Source organism: Nonomuraea sp. NPDC001699 (genome assembly GCF_053596455.1).
The window spans coordinates 127795-143474 of the sequence record NZ_JBSFGF010000010.1 but is presented as its reverse complement, the minus strand read 5'-3'; the positions used below and the strand labels follow the sequence as shown (position 1 = coordinate 143474).

Genomic DNA, 15680 nt, shown 5'->3' with positions numbered 1-15680 from the left:
CTCCCGGCGGTGGTGTTGCAGCACCGCCGCCGGGATCTTTCACTCTTCGGTCGTGTGGAAGGCGCGCCAGGCGTCCAGGTCGGGGAACGTGCCCTCGGACAGTTCCGTCAGCAGCGAGTGCACCCAGGCGGCCTGTGCCTCCAGCATCGCCAGCGCGTACTCCGACTCGATGAGGAAGAGCCTGGGCACTTCGCCCCGCTCCTCCGCCAGGGTCCGGCGGGCGTCCTCGATGCGTTCCGCCAGCAGCCGCGACCGCCGCCGTAGCAGCGTTGCGACCTCGTCGGGACGGAGGCCGCCCATCACCGACAGCCCGGCCTCGAACGACGACGGCTCCCGTCGGGGGGTGGACAGCAGTTCGCGGGTCCAGTCCTCGGCCTCGCGGCGTCCGGCTTCGGTGACGCGGTAGACGGTCCGTTCGGGGCGGGCGCCCTGCCGGCCGCTCTCCACCGCTTCCAGCAGTCCGTGTTTGGCGAGGTTCCGTACGACGGTGTAGAGCGAGCCCCACTTGATGGGCATGTCCTGGTCCTTGCCCCGGGCCCGCAGTACGGAGGCCATCTCGTAGGGATGCATGGGCCGCTGGACGGCGATGGTGAGCACGGCCAGCGCCAGCAGATTCCTCACCGGTCGCCGCTCGGCCATCCTCATCACCTCCTCACTCGCACACGATTACTCGTAGACGAATATACGTACGCGAGCATCGAGCCGCAAGAGGCATCCGCAAGGCGCGGCCGTAGCCGTGCGTTCATCGAAGGTCGGTGAGCGGCCGGTGGTGGCGGTGGGCGGGTCGCCCTGAAGCGCCGCCGGCGGTTCCGCGCCTGCCGACAATCCTGTCCGGCCAGGTCATGGCCTTGCGTAGCCCGGACTGGCAGAGGCGGTCTCCACCCGTCCAGGCAGGAAAATCCGAGCGGCATGGTGATCGTTCGTGCGTCTTCGCCCGGCGTGTTTCACCGTCCGGATCAGCGCCATCTGGCGTGACTGTAGGGAGATCGATGTCGCGCTGTGCAACCGAACGGAATCCGGCGTGAGCCGCGTTCGGCGGCGGGAAGACGCTCGGCTCGTTGACCAGCGGGAACGTCGCGAACGCCGGATTCCGTTACCAATCTCTGCCTCCCGAAACGGGTCCCGCCTTCGAGGTGTACGGGTCCAGGGTGCTCGGCCCCGTCTACGGAGCCGGTGTGGCCTCGTCGGCCAACCCGGCCTGCCCGCCGCAGAACACCTGCTTGAGAAGGTTCGGCAGCGCCTTCGAGAACGCCTGTGCCAGGTCGGGCGCGACGTCCCCGAAGGTGATCGAAGCGGTCAGGGTCTTCTTTCCATCGGGCGTGCTGAGCATCGCCGTCGAGTAGCCCCCCGTGGCGCTGCCGTTGTGGTTGAGGACGATGCCGCAGCCCGGACCCAGGTCCTGCACGTACATCCCGAGGCCGTAACTGCCGAAGATGCCGGCGCTCTTCGGGTGCGGCTCGCGCATCTCGGCCAGCAGCCGGGCCGGCAGGAGCTTGCCGCCGTTCAGCGCGGAGAAGAACGTGTGGAGATCCTTGGTGGTCGAGATCATGTCACCGTTGCCGGCCTGCAGGGAGGGGTTCTGGCGGGTGACGTCGACCACCTTCCACCGGCCGCCCTCGTCCTGGTAGCGGTAGTAGCCGTGGGCGTGCGGGGCGGGGAGATCCGTGGTGCCCGGCACCACGGTGCCTCGCAGCTTGAGCGGCCGCAGGATCCGTCGCTTCATCTCCTCGGCGATCGAGTGGCCGGTGACCTTCTCGATCAGCAGCTGGGCCAGTGTGTAGTTGGTGTTGGAGTAGCTCCAGCCCTTTCCCGGCTCGAACCGCGCCGGCCTGGACATCGCGAAGCGCACCAGCTCCTCCGGCTGGTAGGTCTTGAACCGGTTGTCCACCCACTCCTTGCCCGCCGCGGGGATCCCCGGCTCGACCGAACCGTCAGGGCGGAACTCGCCGGTGTAGGCGTACAACCCGCTGGTGTGCTGCAGCAGCATCCGCACCGTGATCCGCCGGTCCAGCTCGAACTCGGGCAGGTAGTCCGCCACCGGCGCATCCAGTCCGATCTTGCCGTCGGCCACCAGTTGCAATACCACGGTCGCGATGAAGGGCTTGGTGGCGCTGCCGATCCGGAAGTGCCCGTTCGTCGGCGGCTTGGCGCTCGCGCCCAGCTTGCGCTGCCCGGCGCTGCCGACCCACTCGCCCCGCTCATCGTTCACGCGCGCCTGCATCCCGAGGAATCCGGCATCGACGAACGCCTGGATGGCCTTCTGCAGTTCCGGGCGGTCTTGTCCGGCAGCGGCCTTCGGCACGGCCCTGCTGTCCGCGGCGGCCACGGCCGGGGCGGCCGCCCCGGCCAGCAGCGCGGCCGCCAGCGCCGTGACCGCCACTCGCGGGGAGACCCGCGGCCTCCGCACCCTGATGCTCTTGACGGTATGGAGAGATTGACCCATGACCACTCCTCGCTACGCGATAGTACGTGTCTTGCACAGCTCGAAAGCTACGTTGCATTCAGAGATGGGTCAATCCGATGAACAACGTTTTCCCAGGTAAATGGCGACAAATTAGGCGCAATGACCCTGCGCTCGAAAGCAACACCATGTTGCAATGAATGGCGGCTAAGGCAACACTGGCGGCATGCCAGGACGACGATTGACCCAGCAGGACCGCCAGCGCATCGCGGCCGGACTCGCTGACGGACTCTCCTACCGCGAGATCGCCAGGCGGCTCGACCGGCCGACCTCGACGATCACCCGGGAGCTCGCACGCAACGGCGGCCCCGCCGGCTACCGGCCCCAGCAGGCACACCAAGCGACGATCCAGCGGGCCCGGCGCGGCACACCGGCCCCTCCGCTCGAGGCCACACCACCGGTCACCACGATGGAACAGGAGATCATCGAAATGGTGGTCAGAGCGGGGATGCCGAGGACGGCCGCGCGCGTGCACCACGACCTGATGCTGGCCGAGGACGGCAGGCGCACCGCCGCCGAACTGGCCCGCCGACTGAAGGTCAGCCCGGCCTCCGTCTCCGTGGCCGTGAACTTCCTGGCCCAGCAGGGATTCGTCCGTCGCGAGCGCGATCCGCGGCGGCGTCGCGACATCTACGTGATCGACGACGAGGCCTGGTACCACGCGATCATGATCAGCGAGCGGCGGACGCTCGAGACAGTGCGGGCCGCGACGGCGGCGGCGGAGACGTACGGGCTCGACAGCCCCGTGGGGCGACGGCTGGCCAAGACGGCGGCGTACCTGGAACACGTCAGCCTGGACATCATGGAGTCAGCCGGCCGCTGGCGCCACCTCCTGACGTGACGGGGCTCAGCCGAACCACCTGGCGAGCGCAAGATCAAACTTCGGCGACACCCTCTTGGATCTCAAGGCGCCGGACACGGCCATGGAAGGTGGTCGTCTGCGTCCGGAATCCACCGCGCCCGGATCCGTCAGGCGGCGTCCAGCGCGGGCCCGTTGCACCGCCTGGCCGGACGTCGTCGGTGGTATCGAGTGCGACAGAGATCGCGTGCCTGACCGGCTGGGCGAAGCTCAAGCACGTCGAGGATGTGACGGTGGAGGGGGCCCGGTACTGACGCCACTCGGTCCTCAGGGTCGCCACCATCGAAAGACGGCTCACCGCCCCCCTGCCCCTAGGCACAGCCCGCCTCCGCAAGGCGATCACGGCCGGATCAGGTCGGCGACCTCCCCGGGCAGGCCGGGTGAAGTCAGGACATGCCCCATCCCTGGCACGACGTGCAGTACCGCTCCTGGAATCGCGGCAGCCAGGGCCTCGCCGTGGCCGACAGGACGCCCCGCTCCAAGGTGTGCGCCAACGCCCAGGACATCCGTGCACTGGCGGAATTACTCCGCACTTTCGGTGCTCGGAAGCGTACGGAGGTAGAAGACCTCAGGATCACCTTCATCGAGGCCGTGCACCATCCCTACCGGCCGCCAGCCAACCCGCTGGAGCAGCCGCTGCATGGGATGGTTGGACAGGTTCGTTGAGGTGAACAGCTTCGCGGTCCGGCATGAAGCTGCTGCGGCGCGCAGTAGCCTCTCGCCGACGCCATGCCCCCGGGCGGCCTCAGCCACCATAAGCATCGTCACGAAGCCCTGCTCGAAGAAGGTGTACTCGACGACGCAGTAGCCGACCAGGCCGGCCGGAGTGCCGGCCACAAGGACGGACCCGTCGCGACACCAACGTTCGATGCTGCCGCGCCGCTCGCCTCCATCGGATCTCGCGACCGAATCAAGGACGACGAGGGCCTCGGCATCGACCGCTCCGCCGGCTCGAACAGACAGCGCACGGAAGTTGTCGGTGTTCATAGGTGCGATCTTCCTCTACTGACAAGATCCCTCCTGGTGCAGGGATGCATACGGCGCCGCCACCGTGGCGATGGTCTACAGCGCCGGCCCCGTCAACGGGCGCATGCCGGCGGCCGGGTCTCCGTCCTGTACTGGGGTGTACTGTCGGCCCTGGTAGCGGCGGTGATCCGGTCCTGGCCTGCGACACTTCGCTGTGGAGTGATGAGGTGTGGGTGGCCGACTCCACGCCGGTGGAGTGCGGCCGCTCGGCGGAGACCCGCGCGGCGCAGCGCCCTGGCCGGGTGGGCCGAGTCCGGCTACCGTGCCTCCCATTCCCGCTACTTCTGGGGGCTGCGCCTGCACCTGGTGGGCACCCTGGGCGGGTTGCCGGTGTTGTTCGCGCTGAGCGGTGCCAAGGCCGATGAGCGCGAGGTGCTGTTGGGCATGCGAGCCACCGCTCCCCGGGTACTGGCCGAGCATCGGCATCCGACGCTCAGCGCCGACCGGCAGTTGGCCTGGTCAGCGCAGTCGGAGACCAGGCCGCAGGGGGCGGCGTCGGCCGCTAGGTTCCGGCGTCGGCCGCTAGGTTCCGGCGGCGCGCTCGCGTTCGTATTCGGCGTTGATCCGCAGCGCCTCGGCGAGCTGGTCTTCCAGGATGATGATCCGGCAGGCTGCTTCCACGGGAGTGCCCTGATCGACGAGCTCTCGGGCGCGCGTGGCCAGGCGCAGTTGGTAACGGGAGTAGCGGCGGTGGCCGCCGCCGGAGCGTTTCGGCTCGATCAGGTGGGCGGCGCCCAAGGCCCGCAGGAACGTGGGAGTGACGCCGAGCATTTCGGCGGCAGCGCCCATGCTGTAGGCGGGGTAGTCCTCATCGTCGAAGCGGTCTTCGGCCGTGCGTTCGGCCGTTGTTTTCGTAATCCTGCCGCGAGCCAGTGTGTCACCCTCGGCAGCCGAGCGACGTTGATCCATATATTCCCTTCTCGTCACGCGTACAGGGGCCCCGGCGCCTGTTGCGCCGGGGCCCCGAAAGAGTTCAACACCATCTACCGGCCATCCGGCCGGCTCACTGTTGTGCGCATCCGCCGCAGAGAGCGGCGGTGATGCGCGGATCGCGGATGCGTGACCGTAGACCACCTTCCAATCCCGTGGAACTGCGGTACCCGAGCGGCGGAACTTCAGCCGGCAACGGGCGATCCCGATGGCGTCAACACTCCCTTCTTCTTTCTCTTCCGGATCACTTGCCAACTTCACCTTCGGCAGCGCGTCCACGATCAGGGCCCTTATCCACTGCGCTGGCCCGTCACGTCCGACCTTCTGCCGTCAACCTCTGACTTCGTCTTGCTACGGGCAGTTCGTCGTGATGCCAAGGAACTACTTCGCTGCCCGGTGGATCCGTTTCTTGCGATGTCAGAAACCATAATGCCCACACTCGCGAATGTCTATCCCCGCCACTACAGATTTTCGGCTCCGGGCGTGGCAGCGTTCCGACCGGCCGGCGGCGAGGGCGGCTGGGATGGGTCTCCAGCTGGGCGGCATTGGACGCGTCGTCCTCGCCGGCCATACACGACAGGCGGCCAGGGCCGGACAAGAAGCGGCCGCTCCGCGCGGCGCATCCGACGGTGTTCGACGACGGCACGGCGGCTTACGCGCGCAGACGTCGGCTGATGTGGCGTTCGTCGATCCGGGCAAGGGGTGGAGCGCTTCGCCGTACAGGGTGTAGATCTTGGGAAAGATGAGGCACTCGACGGCGGCGTCGTGGTCTTCGAGGGTGACGATCGCCCAGGGGCTGCCCTGCTTGGTGATCTCGCGCTGCAGACCGGAGACGATGCCGCTGACGCGGACGGGCGCGTCCTGTCGCCCGGAGGACCGCAGCTCGGCGATGGTGGTGTCGCGGTTGGCGTCCAGGACGTGTTCGGCTCCGTCGAGCGGATGGCTGCTGACGTACAGGCCGAGCATTTCGCGTTCGAAGGCGAGCAGGGTGGCGCGGTCCCATTCGCCCTGCGGGATCGCGATCGAGAACGCGCTGCTCCGGCCGCGCTCGCCGAACAGCGAGTCCTGGCCGTGGGTCTCGTTGCGCCTGAGGTCGACGACCGCGTCGACGGCCTGCTCGTGCACCGCCACCAGGGCCTTCCTGTGGTGGCCCAGGCTGTCGAAGGCGCCGGAGCGGATCCGGGCGACGTTGCGGGCGGCGCTGAACCACGCGGTACGTGAGGAACCTGATCGCCGTCGATCCGGCGCAGGGCGTCCGGTTGCCCGCGCCGGTGCGGACGCATCCGGTGGTGTGGACGGCTCGTCGGGAGACGGCCTGGCGGCGCGGGGAGGTGGCCGGACTACGTTGGCCGGAAGATCGGCAAGCCTCGGGAGGCGACGTGACTCACATGCGGCTCACCATGACTCGCGATCGTCTGACGCGACTACGGATCCGCGTGAAGCCGCAGGTGGGCGTGGTAGGGCGGGTGGGACTTGAACCCACGACCCACGGATGGCAGGTCGTTGGCGGGCGGCACGTGCGATCGGGTCGGTACAGGCTCCCTGGGGGCCACGTGCGGCCGGTCCTGGTACTGGTTCAGCGCCCACAGCCCCACGATGTCGGTGATCGCGAGGACGAGCACCACGAGGATGACCAGGATGAGCTGGCGTCTGCGCTCACGCCGTCGCCATTCGCCCTGGACCCGGCGGTAGGCGTCCGGGGCCGGCTGGACGCCGTTGGCGAGTTTGTCGAGAACCTCGCGTAGCTGGTCCTCGGTGCTGGCGGGGCCGGTCGTCATCGTCGCTCCTGCATGATCTTGGTAAGGGTGGCCATGCCGCGGCTGGTGTGCGCCTTGACCGCACCGCAGGAGATGCTCATGGCTTCGGCTATGTCGCTTTCGCGTAGACCGAGCCAGTAGCGCAGGACGAGGGCCTCTCGCTGCCGGGCCGAGAGCCGCTGCAGGGCCTCGATGAGCGCTTTCTGATCGTCGTGGAGCAGGGCGACGCTTTCGGCCGACCGCTCGAGGTCAGTGGTCCAATCGGTGTGCTTGCGGATGACCTGCAAGTGGCGCAGTCTCATGCGGGCCAGGTTGCACACCACCGAGCGCAGGTAGGGCAGGGCGGCCTCGGCCGAGCGCAGCCTGCTCCAGCGGCGGTGCAGCTGGCAGAACGCCTCGGCGACGATGTCCTCCGCGTCGTCGGCGCCGAGCAGCACGGCCAGCCGGAGCAGGCCGGTGTAGTGCGTCTCGAACAGCCGCGTCAGCGCGGCCTCGCGTCCGGCGTCCGGCGGGCCGGGGGTGGGCGGTCCCCCGGCGGACGGCCCGTCCGTCCGTGCCGGGGGCGGCGTGTCGACCGATACGGAGCCGGATTCGGCGAACGTCGGCAATGGTATGGGTGGCCGAATCCCGGTCATGTGATCGTCTCCGCTTCGGGGGGTAGGGGGACCGGAGAGCTCGACGCCGGAGTGTGCGTTCTGGCCACCCGGTTGAAGAGCGGGGTCAACGTCACGACGACGGTGAGGTTCAGTGTCATGGCGACCACCGCGGCGTATGCCTGGATCTCCTGGCCGCCCACGCCCAGGGGCACCAGCGACGAGAATCCGCTGTGCACCACCAGGAGGGTGCCCGCGGCCATACCGCTCATCCACCCGGCCAGTAACGCCCAGGGGTGCAGACGGCGGGTGAACACGCCGAGCGCCACGGCGGGGAAGGTCTGCAGGATCCAGACGCCGCCCAGCAGTTGAAGATTGATGGCGTCCTGGTTGCGCAGTCCGAACACGAAGACGACCGCCCCGACCTTGGTGCTGAGCGAGACCATCTGGGCGATCCGTGTCTGGTGCTTGGGTGTGGCCCTCGGATGGAAGTACTCGACATAGATGTTGCGAACGAACGAGGTCGCCACTGCGATCGACATGACCGCCGCCGGTACGAGCGCGCCCACGGTGAGAGCGCCGAAGACCAGACCGGTGAGGGCGGCGGGCATCAGGTCCTTGACGAGCAGGGGGACGGCGGTTTCCGCGCCCGTGGATGGGGGCTGGATGCCGGCGGCGAGCGCAGCGACGCCGAGCATGGCGAACAGTCCGAGCACCGCCGTCCACAGGGGCAGCGCGACCGCCGCGCGGCGCAGCGTGTCCGGGCCGGACGCGGCGAAGGCGGCCGTCAGCACGTGGGGGTACATCAGCAGGGCGAGGGCCGAGCCGAGGGCCAGGGTGGCGTAGACGGGGAACTGGCTCGGATCGAGCGTCAACGACGCCTGAGTCGTCTCCCCGCCGGACAGTGCGCGCTCCGCGCTGTCGAACATCGGCCCGGGCCCGCCGAACCGATCGAGGACGAGGAAGGAGACGGCCAGGATCGAGCAGAAGACGGCCGCGCCCTTCATCAGCGAGATGATCGCCGGCGCCCGCAGCCCGTGCCGGTAGGTCGCCACGGCGAGGACAGCGAACACGGCGACCAGCGCGAGGTCGCCGAGCGCCCCCCTCGGGTACAGCCCGACGGCGGACAGGATCGAACGGATGCCCACCAGTTGCAGCGCGATGTAGGGCATGGTCGCCAGCACGCCGGTCGCCGCGACGACCAGTGCGAGGGCGGGGGAGCCGTAATGACCCCGGACGAAGTCCGCGGGGGTGATGTACCCGTGCCGACGCGCCGCCGACCAGAGCCGGGGGAGCAGTACGAACGCCAGCGGGCACATGATCACGGTGTACTGCAGGGCGAAGAACCCGAGCGCGCCCGTGCCGTACACCAGACCTGGTACGGCGGCGAACGTGTAGGCCGTGTAGATGGTCCCGCCGAGCAGGAACCACGTCGTCGGGGTGCCGAACTGGCGGCGCGCCAGCGCCCAGTCCTCCAACGTGGGCAGCTCGGGAGGCGGCCGGAACCAGCGCGCGGCGACCGCGAGCAGGGAGGTGCCGCCGAGCACGGCGAGGAACGTCACCGTGCTCATCGGCTCAATCATCGGCCACCGTCCACAACGCCCGGGAAGTACTTCTAAGTTGCGTAATCCGCACTGCTGGTTGACACGAAATCTCCTCGAAATCGGCGTAAACCAGATCGGAACCGTCCGCAACCCTTGCAACAAGAACGCGGGAACATTCCGGAGGACGACGATGGTGAAGCCGACGCGGCGGGCGCGACGTTTCGCGGCCGGTATCTGTCTGGTCCTGCCCATCGTGGCACTCCTGTGGGTGCCCTGGTATTCCTACGACGCGCCACATCTGGCCGGAATGAGGTTCTTCTTCTGGTACCAGCTCATCTGGGTGCCAGGGAGCGTGGTGTTCATGGCCGTTGCCTACGTCCTGAGACGTGGCGCGGATCGCCCGCCTCGCGATCGTCATCTCACCTACGACCGGCGTCGCCGGTAACACCGACCACATCACCTCGTTCGGATCTCCGGGCGATTTTTCCCTCGTAGTACCGGCTGCTCTGCCATGCCCTGAGTTCAGGAGAATCAGCCATGCCCGAAAACGGCACCGCGAAATCAAGACCAACCCCCAAGTCGATCCTCATATGGACGGCAGTCGCCCTGGTAGGTGCGGTCGCCTGGGGGGTCGTCGCCCTGTCACAAGGAGAGGAGATCTCGGCGATCTGGCTGGTGGCCGCCGCCCTCGGTTCGTACGCGATCGCCTACCGGTTCTACTCCCGGTTCATCGCCCGCCGGGTGCTCGGCATCGACGACCGTCGCGCGACTCCCGCGGAACGGCTGGACAACGGGGTCGACTACCATCCGACCGACCGGCGGGTGCTGTTCGGCCACCACTTCGCCGCCATCGCCGGTGCCGGGCCGCTGGTGGGCCCGGTCCTCGCCGCGCAGATGGGATATCTGCCGGGGACCATATGGATTATCGTCGGGGTCATCGTGGCCGGGGCGGTCCAGGACATGGTCACCCTGTTCTTCTCGATGCGCCGTGACGGCAAGAGCCTGGGCCAGATGGTGCGCGAGGAGATCGGCCCGGTGGGCGGGACCGCCGCGCTGGTCGCGGTGTTCGCCATCATGATCATCTTGCTCGCGGTGCTCTCCCTGGTGGTGGTGAACGCGCTCGCACACTCGCCGTGGGGTACCTTCTCCATCGCGATGACCATCCCCATCGCCCTTTTCATGGGCTTCTACCAGCGCGTTCTGCGGCCGGGGCAGGTCATGGAGACCACGGTGATCGGGGTCGTGCTGCTGCTGCTGGCCATCGCGGGCGGCGGCTGGGTCCAGAACTCGGCCTGGGCCGACGCCTTCACGCTGAGCCCGCAGACGCTGGTCATCTGCCTGGTGGTCTACGGGTTCCTGGCCTCCGTCCTGCCGGTGTGGATGCTGCTGACGCCGCGCGACTACCTGTCGACGTTCATGAAGATCGGCACGATCGGGCTGCTCGCGGTCGGCGTGGTCATCGCGGCGCCGCACTTGCAGAACGAGGCGATCACCACGTTCGCGCTCAGCGGCACCGGGCCGGTCTTCGCCGGGTCGCTGTTCCCGTTCCTGTTCATCACCATCACCTGCGGCGCGATGTCGGGCTTCCACTCGCTCATCGCCTCCGGCACCACGCCGAAGATGATCCAGAAGGAGTCGCAGGTCCGGCTGATCGGCTACGGCGCGATGCTCATGGAGTCGTTCGTCGCCATCATGGCGCTGATCGCCGCGTGCGCGCTCGAACCCGGTCTCTACTACGCGATGAACGCTCCCGCTGGTCTGCTCGGCACCTCGCCGGAAAGCGCCGCCGCCGCCGTGGCGAAACTGGGCTTCGTCATCACCCCGGATGACCTGCGCGCCGCCGCGGCGGCGGTTCAGGAGCAGACCGTGATCGCCCGCACCGGCGGTGCCCCCACCCTCGCGATGGGCATCTCTGAGATCCTGTCCGGGATCTTTGGGGGCGCCGCGTTCAAGGCGTTCTGGTACCACTTCGCGATCATGTTCGAGGCGCTGTTCATCCTGACCACCGTGGACGCCGGCACCCGCGTCGCCCGCTTCATGCTTCAGGACTCCCTCGGCAACCTGTGGAAGCCGATCGGGCGGGTGAGCTGGAAGCCCGGCCTGTGGGGCGCCAGCGCCGCGGTCGTGCTGGCCTGGGGCTACTTCCTGTACACCGGCGTCACCAACCCGCTGGGCGGCATCAACCAGCTCTACCCGCTGTTCGGCCTCTCCAACCAGCTCCTGATCGCCATCGCGCTGACCCTCGGCACCACGATCCTGATCAAGTCGGGCAAGCTCAAGTGGGCGTGGGTCACCGGCGTACCGCTGGCCTGGGACTTGGCGGTGACGATGACCGCCAGCTGGCAGAAAGTCTTCCACGATGACCCCAAGATCGGCTTCTTCGCCCAGCGGGAAAAGTACGCCGACGCGCTGGCCGTGGGGAAGGTGATCGCGCCCGCCAAGAACCTCGACGACATGCAGGCGGTCGTCGTCAACTCCACCGTCGACGGCGTGCTGGCGGCGATGTTCGCGCTGCTGGTCATCATCGTCGTCGGCAACGCCGTGGTCGTGTGCCGGCGCGCCCTACGGTCCCGTGACCCCCTGCCGATGGCAGAGGCGCCCTATGTCGAATCCAGCATCGTGGCACCTGCGGGGTTATTCGCCACCGCGGCGGAACGGCGCGAGCTGGCCGAGGTGGGTGCGGGGAACAACGGAGCGGACGGCCAGCGATCATGACCGTGGTTTCACTGCTGCGCTTCGCCCGCTGGTACCTGCGCGAACTCACGGGTTCCGGTGAATACGACCGGTACCTCGCCCAGCACCGATCCCATCCGCACTCGCCGCCGCTGTCACGGCGGGAGTTCGAGCGGCACCGATCCGACCTTCGGGAGAAGAGTCCCGGCATCCGGTGCTGCTGAGGCGGGATCCGTCACCTGATCCGCTATCCCCGCCGGCCCCCTCCCACCTGCCCGCCCACCACTCTCGGGCGAGCGGGTGGGAGGGGCCGGCGTCCTGTCCTCACCTCGGGAGAGACGACGACACTTCAGGAGACGACGTGGCAACCCCATCGTCACCGCCGGCCCGGCCGGTCAGACACAGGACCTCCGGGCCCTGGGCGAAGCTGAGCATCGGGGCGCTGTGGCTGCCCTTCCCGGCGCTGCTCTGGATCGAAGGTTATGCGGGTGCTGAGCCACGGCTGTTCGGCCTCCCGTTCTTCTACTGGTACCAGTTCCTGTGGATTTTCCTGTCCTCCAGCCTCACCTGGTGCGCCTACCTTCACACGACCCCCACCCGCCAGGCTCGAACCGGCGCGCATCGGCCCGCCGGCCCCGGAGAGAGAAGCCGATGAACCGAGATAGCATCGACTGGACCGCTCTCACGATCCTCGTGATCTTCTTCCTGATCGTCACGGTCACGGGGTTCGCCGCGGTCCAGGGCAGGAAAGGCCGCCACATCACGGGCACCGTGAACGCGCTGGACCAGTGGGGGCTGGCCGACCGGGGCTTCGGCACCCTCACCTCGTGGCTGCTCCTGGGCGGCAACATCTACACGGCCTACACCTTCATCGCGATACCGGCGGCGATGTTCGCCTCGGGCGCGGTGAGCGGCTTCTTCGCCGTCCCCTACACCATCATCGTGTATCCGTTGATCTTCACAGTCATGCCACGTCTGTGGTCAGTGGCCCATCGTCGCGGCTATGTCACTCCCGCCGACTTCGTGCGCGGCCGCTACCGGAGCAGAGGGCTCACGCTCGCGGTGGCTCTTACCGGACTGCTGGCCACCCTGCCCTACATCGCGCTGCAGTTGGTGGGGATCCAGGCCGTGTTCGAGGTGCTCGGCCTGGGGAGCAGCAACCCTCTCGTCAACGACCTGCCTCTCGCCGTCGCCTTCACCGTCCTGGCAGCCTTCACCTACGTCAGCGGGCTGCGGGCGCCCGCGTTCATCGCCGCCCTGAAGGCCTTTCTGCTGTTCCTCGTCGTGACCGCCGCGTTCGTCGTCCTGCTCCCACGGCTGGGCGGCCTTGAGACGATCTTCGCCTCGGCCCAGGAGAGGATGGCCGCGCCCGATCCGAAGACCGGGCGCCCCACTGGGGTCTTCATCCCGGGAGCGAGCGGCTTCTGGCCGTACGCCACGCTGGCTCTCGGGTCGGCGATGGCCCTGGTGGTGTATCCGCACACGGTCACCACCGTGCTCGCGACCAGAAGCCGCGACGTCGTGCGCCGCGGCGCCGCACTCCTGCCGGCCTTCACGCTGGTTCTCGGCCTGTTCGCGCTGCTCGGCTTCTTCGCGATCGCGGCCGGTACGCGCCCTGTCGGCATGGACGGTCAGCCCAACCCCCAACTCGTGATCCCGCGGCTCTTCGCGGACCTGTTCCCGAGCTGGCTCACCGGCATCGCCCTGGCCACCATAGCCATCAGCGCTCTCGTACCCGCCGCGATCATGTCCATCGCCGCCGCCAACCTCGTCAGCCGTAACGTCTATCGCGAGTTCATCAGGCCGGACGCGAGTTCCCAAGACGAGCTGCGCGTCTCCAAGGCGGCCTCCCTCTTCGTCAAGTTCGGAGCGCTGGCCTTCGTGTTGTTCCTCGACAGGAAGTTCGCGCTGGACTTCCAGCTCCTCGGCGGAATCTGGATCCTGCAGACCTTCCCGGCGATCGTGGTCGGGCTCTACACCCGCTGGTTCCACCCCGGTGCGCTGCTCGCCGGCTGGGCGTCCGGCATGGTGTACGGCACCGTTACCGCCTACGGCATCGTCAACCCCGGAACCGGCAGGCACTTCGGCGGATCGCTCGCGGAGATCCCGGTCATCGGCGGCGGCCGTCTCGGCTACGTCGCCCTGACCGCTTGCGTGCTGAACGCGGCCGTGAGCGTGGCCGCCACTCTCGCGTTCCGTGTGGCGAAACGGCCGGCTGGCCGCGATGAGACCTCGGCCGACGACTACCATGCGGATATCGACGATCCGCGCGTCGAACCCCTCCGGGAACTCATCCGGTGATTCCGGCTGGCGGGAACAGGATCATGGGGGCGCGGAGCGCCCATGGGAGCCCGGGCGATGACGTCGCCGAGGCGCAGCGGCTCCTTCGGTCGTGGCAGGAGGTCGCGAATCTAGCGAGGCCTCTGGTCGTATCGGTACTTGGCGGCGAGGCGGACAGACGTGATCTGGCGTGCTGCGCTGCGCATGGTTCGTGGGGAGGACCAGCCAGACCAGAGGGTGCAAATGAGGATCGATCCGATGGAAGGGCCCTTCCCGCGGCATGCCTTCCCCTGGCGAACAGAGGCTTCCTTGTGCGCAGGCTAGAAGGTGTAGCGGGTGTGGCTGAACACCTGGCTGTCGTGCCCGAAGCTGTACGCCGTGCCGGGTGCCACCGCGAACAGCAGGTCGTCGCCCTTGCGGATGCTGTCGCCGAAGCCGTAGAAGGTCCCCTCATGCGAGGTGATGTGGTCCCCGTACTGCGCCTCGAACGCGGTGATGACCTCATCCTGCCGCGCCGGATCCGTCACCCGCTCCGCCATGCCCTCGATCACGATGTCGAGACCTTCGGAAAGAGAGTTGTGCCCTGTGGTGAGTGCGCAGTGGGCGTTGCCGGCCAGGTTCTTCGCCTTCTGCTCGTCCCGCCCGGTGCTGAAGTGCAGCGCCCCGTCGTGCCAGGCGGCGATCAGCGGCGTGACGTGCAGCCGGCCGTCCGCCCTGACCGTGGTGATCCAGAAGATCTCGGCGGCCCGCAGCCGGCGCTGGGCCTCGGCCCACTCGGTGGCGGTGACGTTCTCCGCGCCCGGGCGCGGGTTCAACGCCGAGCTGTAGCGAGCATCGAGCTCGGTCCTGGGCTGCTTCGCCGTCATGCGGGACTCCTTTCGCCTTCTTGTGACGAAGCCTACGCAACCCGGCGCCCAAGCCCGGCTTCTGACACAGATCGAGCTCTTCGCGAGTCCCGACGGATGCCTCACCCCGCACCATCCACTCCGGCTGTGTGAGTCAATGACCAGGAAGTGCGGCGCTGCCGACCGCTCGTGCCAAGGCCCTCCACCTCGACACCGCACACCACTGCTGGTCCACCGGCCGGTCACGTCCACGGAGGTGGTGCATGAATCAGCCTTCGCGTGATCCTGTTTCTGCGGGTTAGGCGGGTAAGTGCCTGCGGGAGTGAGTTCGGGGCTGGTGTGTCACTCGCGAGGAACCGGACGCGGGCCTTGGCAAGCACATCAGGCCCATGTAGCGGCGAGCCTCGGTCCATTCGTCGGTCTGCTCGACCAGCACCGCGCCGACCAGCCGGATGATCTCGGCCGAGAGCGGCTTTGCGAGCCCCTGGACGGGCCTGAGGGTAAGTCGGGCGCGGCCTGCCATGCGCCCCTTGCATCGCACCCCTTGCCTTGAATGCCTGGCGGGTCCGGCTTTACCCATCGGGGCCAGGCCGCCCGGCAGCCGCCTACGCGAGGCGGGCATTCCATCCCTGGACACAGCCCACTGACATGCCGAACCCGTGCCGAAGAGCATGTGACGAGCATGATCTCGGCCATTCTCACCTCTCGGAGA

At 68.1% G+C, this 15680-nt stretch carries 15 protein-coding genes and 1 pseudogene; 7 read left to right on the top strand and 9 right to left on the bottom strand.

All coding sequences use genetic code 11. The features are described from left to right. Positions 1–39: 39 nt before the first annotated feature. Both ACWCSU_RS28910 and ACWCSU_RS28905 read right to left on the bottom strand, forming a co-directional pair. Entirely contained in the window at positions 40–639 is a 600-nt protein-coding gene (locus ACWCSU_RS28910) for a PadR family transcriptional regulator (RefSeq protein WP_449939092.1), read from the bottom strand. A 523-nt stretch (positions 640–1162) separates the two neighbouring features. Further along, a complete protein-coding gene (locus tag ACWCSU_RS28905; protein WP_449939089.1) occupies positions 1163–2443 on the bottom strand; it encodes a serine hydrolase domain-containing protein in 1281 nt (426 codons plus the stop codon). A 184-nt stretch (positions 2444–2627) separates the two neighbouring features. Here ACWCSU_RS28905 and ACWCSU_RS28900 point away from each other — a divergent pair, with 184 nt between their 5' ends. Further along, the gene (locus tag ACWCSU_RS28900) at positions 2628–3302 is read left to right on the top strand and encodes a helix-turn-helix domain-containing protein (RefSeq protein WP_449939086.1); all 675 of its coding nucleotides are present in this window, start codon (positions 2628–2630) and stop codon (positions 3300–3302) included. 540 nt (positions 3303–3842) lie between these two features. On the opposite strand, the gene ACWCSU_RS28895 is transcribed toward ACWCSU_RS28900, so the two are convergent. Next, positions 3843–4307: a GNAT family N-acetyltransferase gene (locus ACWCSU_RS28895; RefSeq protein WP_449939084.1), complete on the bottom strand. Its 465-nt coding sequence runs from the start codon at positions 4305–4307 to the stop codon at positions 3843–3845. A 170-nt stretch (positions 4308–4477) separates the two neighbouring features. Here ACWCSU_RS28895 and ACWCSU_RS28890 point away from each other — a divergent pair. Beyond that, positions 4478–4793, top strand: a pseudogene (locus tag ACWCSU_RS28890) (IS982 family transposase); the annotation flags it as partial. Positions 4794–4868: 75 nt separating this feature from the next. On the opposite strand, the gene ACWCSU_RS28885 reads toward ACWCSU_RS28890, so the two are convergent. From ACWCSU_RS28885 to ACWCSU_RS28865, 5 genes are all read right to left on the bottom strand, one after another. Continuing rightward, the gene (locus tag ACWCSU_RS28885) at positions 4869–5135 is read right to left on the bottom strand and encodes a helix-turn-helix domain-containing protein (protein ID WP_357703728.1); all 267 of its coding nucleotides are present in this window, start codon (positions 5133–5135) and stop codon (positions 4869–4871) included. A 558-nt stretch (positions 5136–5693) separates the two neighbouring features. Next, positions 5694–6407, bottom strand: coding sequence for a hypothetical protein (locus ACWCSU_RS28880; protein ID WP_449939082.1), 714 nt, complete (start codon positions 6405–6407; stop codon positions 5694–5696). Between the two features lie 293 nt (positions 6408–6700). Further along, positions 6701–7054 carry a hypothetical protein gene (locus ACWCSU_RS28875; protein ID WP_449939079.1) on the bottom strand — a complete coding sequence of 118 codons (354 nt, stop codon included), beginning with the start codon at positions 7052–7054 and terminating at the stop codon, positions 6701–6703. Then, entirely contained in the window at positions 7051–7668 is a 618-nt protein-coding gene (locus ACWCSU_RS28870) for a SigE family RNA polymerase sigma factor (RefSeq protein WP_449939077.1), read from the bottom strand. Before ACWCSU_RS28870 ends, ACWCSU_RS28875 begins: the two co-directional genes overlap by 4 nt. Continuing rightward, complete coding sequence (locus ACWCSU_RS28865) at positions 7665–9197, bottom strand: sodium:solute symporter family protein (RefSeq protein WP_229824078.1); 1533 nt, start codon at positions 9195–9197, stop codon at positions 7665–7667. The genes ACWCSU_RS28870 and ACWCSU_RS28865 overlap by 4 nt, the downstream gene beginning before the upstream one ends. Positions 9198–9360: 163 nt before the next feature. Between ACWCSU_RS28865 and ACWCSU_RS28860 the strand changes: the two genes are divergently transcribed. The 5 genes from ACWCSU_RS28860 (at position 9361) to mctP (ending at position 14144) form a co-directional block, all read left to right on the top strand. After that, positions 9361–9615 (top strand): DUF3311 domain-containing protein, encoded by a 255-nt coding sequence (locus ACWCSU_RS28860; RefSeq protein WP_189648233.1) that lies wholly within the window; start codon positions 9361–9363, stop codon positions 9613–9615. A 92-nt stretch (positions 9616–9707) separates the two neighbouring features. Then, positions 9708–11885, top strand: a complete 2178-nt coding sequence (locus tag ACWCSU_RS28855) for a carbon starvation CstA family protein (protein ID WP_189648232.1) — start codon at positions 9708–9710, stop codon at positions 11883–11885. Continuing rightward, on the top strand, positions 11882–12067 hold the full coding sequence (locus tag ACWCSU_RS28850) for a YbdD/YjiX family protein (RefSeq protein ID WP_189648231.1): 186 nt from the start codon (positions 11882–11884) through the stop codon (positions 12065–12067). Before ACWCSU_RS28855 ends, ACWCSU_RS28850 begins: the two co-directional genes overlap by 4 nt. Continuing rightward, on the top strand, positions 12058–12498 hold the full coding sequence (locus tag ACWCSU_RS28845; protein ID WP_449939073.1) for a DUF3311 domain-containing protein: 441 nt from the start codon (positions 12058–12060) through the stop codon (positions 12496–12498). The genes ACWCSU_RS28850 and ACWCSU_RS28845 overlap by 10 nt, the downstream gene beginning before the upstream one ends. Continuing rightward, positions 12495–14144 carry a monocarboxylate uptake permease MctP gene (gene mctP / locus ACWCSU_RS28840; protein ID WP_449939072.1) on the top strand — a complete coding sequence of 550 codons (1650 nt, stop codon included), beginning with the start codon at positions 12495–12497 and terminating at the stop codon, positions 14142–14144. Before ACWCSU_RS28845 ends, mctP begins: the two co-directional genes overlap by 4 nt. Positions 14145–14443: 299 nt before the next feature. On the opposite strand, the gene ACWCSU_RS28835 is transcribed toward mctP, so the two are convergent. Continuing rightward, entirely contained in the window at positions 14444–14989 is a 546-nt protein-coding gene (locus ACWCSU_RS28835) for a pyridoxamine 5'-phosphate oxidase family protein (protein WP_449939070.1), read from the bottom strand. Positions 14990–15680 lie beyond the last annotated feature (691 nt).

Coding starts and splice junctions, on each gene's coding strand:
- ACWCSU_RS28910 (WP_449939092.1), bottom strand. CDS start 639: ATGGCCGAGCGGCGACCGGTGAGGAATCTGCTGGCGCTGGCCGTGCTC.
- ACWCSU_RS28905 (WP_449939089.1), bottom strand. CDS start 2,443: ATGGGTCAATCTCTCCATACCGTCAAGAGCATCAGGGTGCGGAGGCCG.
- ACWCSU_RS28900 (WP_449939086.1), top strand. CDS start 2,628: ATGCCAGGACGACGATTGACCCAGCAGGACCGCCAGCGCATCGCGGCC.
- ACWCSU_RS28895 (WP_449939084.1), bottom strand. CDS start 4,307: ATGAACACCGACAACTTCCGTGCGCTGTCTGTTCGAGCCGGCGGAGCG.
- ACWCSU_RS28885 (WP_357703728.1), bottom strand. CDS start 5,135: ATGGGCGCTGCCGCCGAAATGCTCGGCGTCACTCCCACGTTCCTGCGG.
- ACWCSU_RS28875 (WP_449939079.1), bottom strand. CDS start 7,054: ATGACGACCGGCCCCGCCAGCACCGAGGACCAGCTACGCGAGGTTCTC.
- ACWCSU_RS28870 (WP_449939077.1), bottom strand. CDS start 7,668: ATGACCGGGATTCGGCCACCCATACCATTGCCGACGTTCGCCGAATCC.
- ACWCSU_RS28865 (WP_229824078.1), bottom strand. CDS start 9,197: ATGAGCACGGTGACGTTCCTCGCCGTGCTCGGCGGCACCTCCCTGCTC.
- ACWCSU_RS28860 (WP_189648233.1), top strand. CDS start 9,361: ATGGTGAAGCCGACGCGGCGGGCGCGACGTTTCGCGGCCGGTATCTGT.
- ACWCSU_RS28855 (WP_189648232.1), top strand. CDS start 9,708: ATGCCCGAAAACGGCACCGCGAAATCAAGACCAACCCCCAAGTCGATC.
- ACWCSU_RS28850 (WP_189648231.1), top strand. CDS start 11,882: ATGACCGTGGTTTCACTGCTGCGCTTCGCCCGCTGGTACCTGCGCGAA.
- mctP (WP_449939072.1), top strand. CDS start 12,495: ATGAACCGAGATAGCATCGACTGGACCGCTCTCACGATCCTCGTGATC.
- ACWCSU_RS28835 (WP_449939070.1), bottom strand. CDS start 14,989: ATGACGGCGAAGCAGCCCAGGACCGAGCTCGATGCTCGCTACAGCTCG.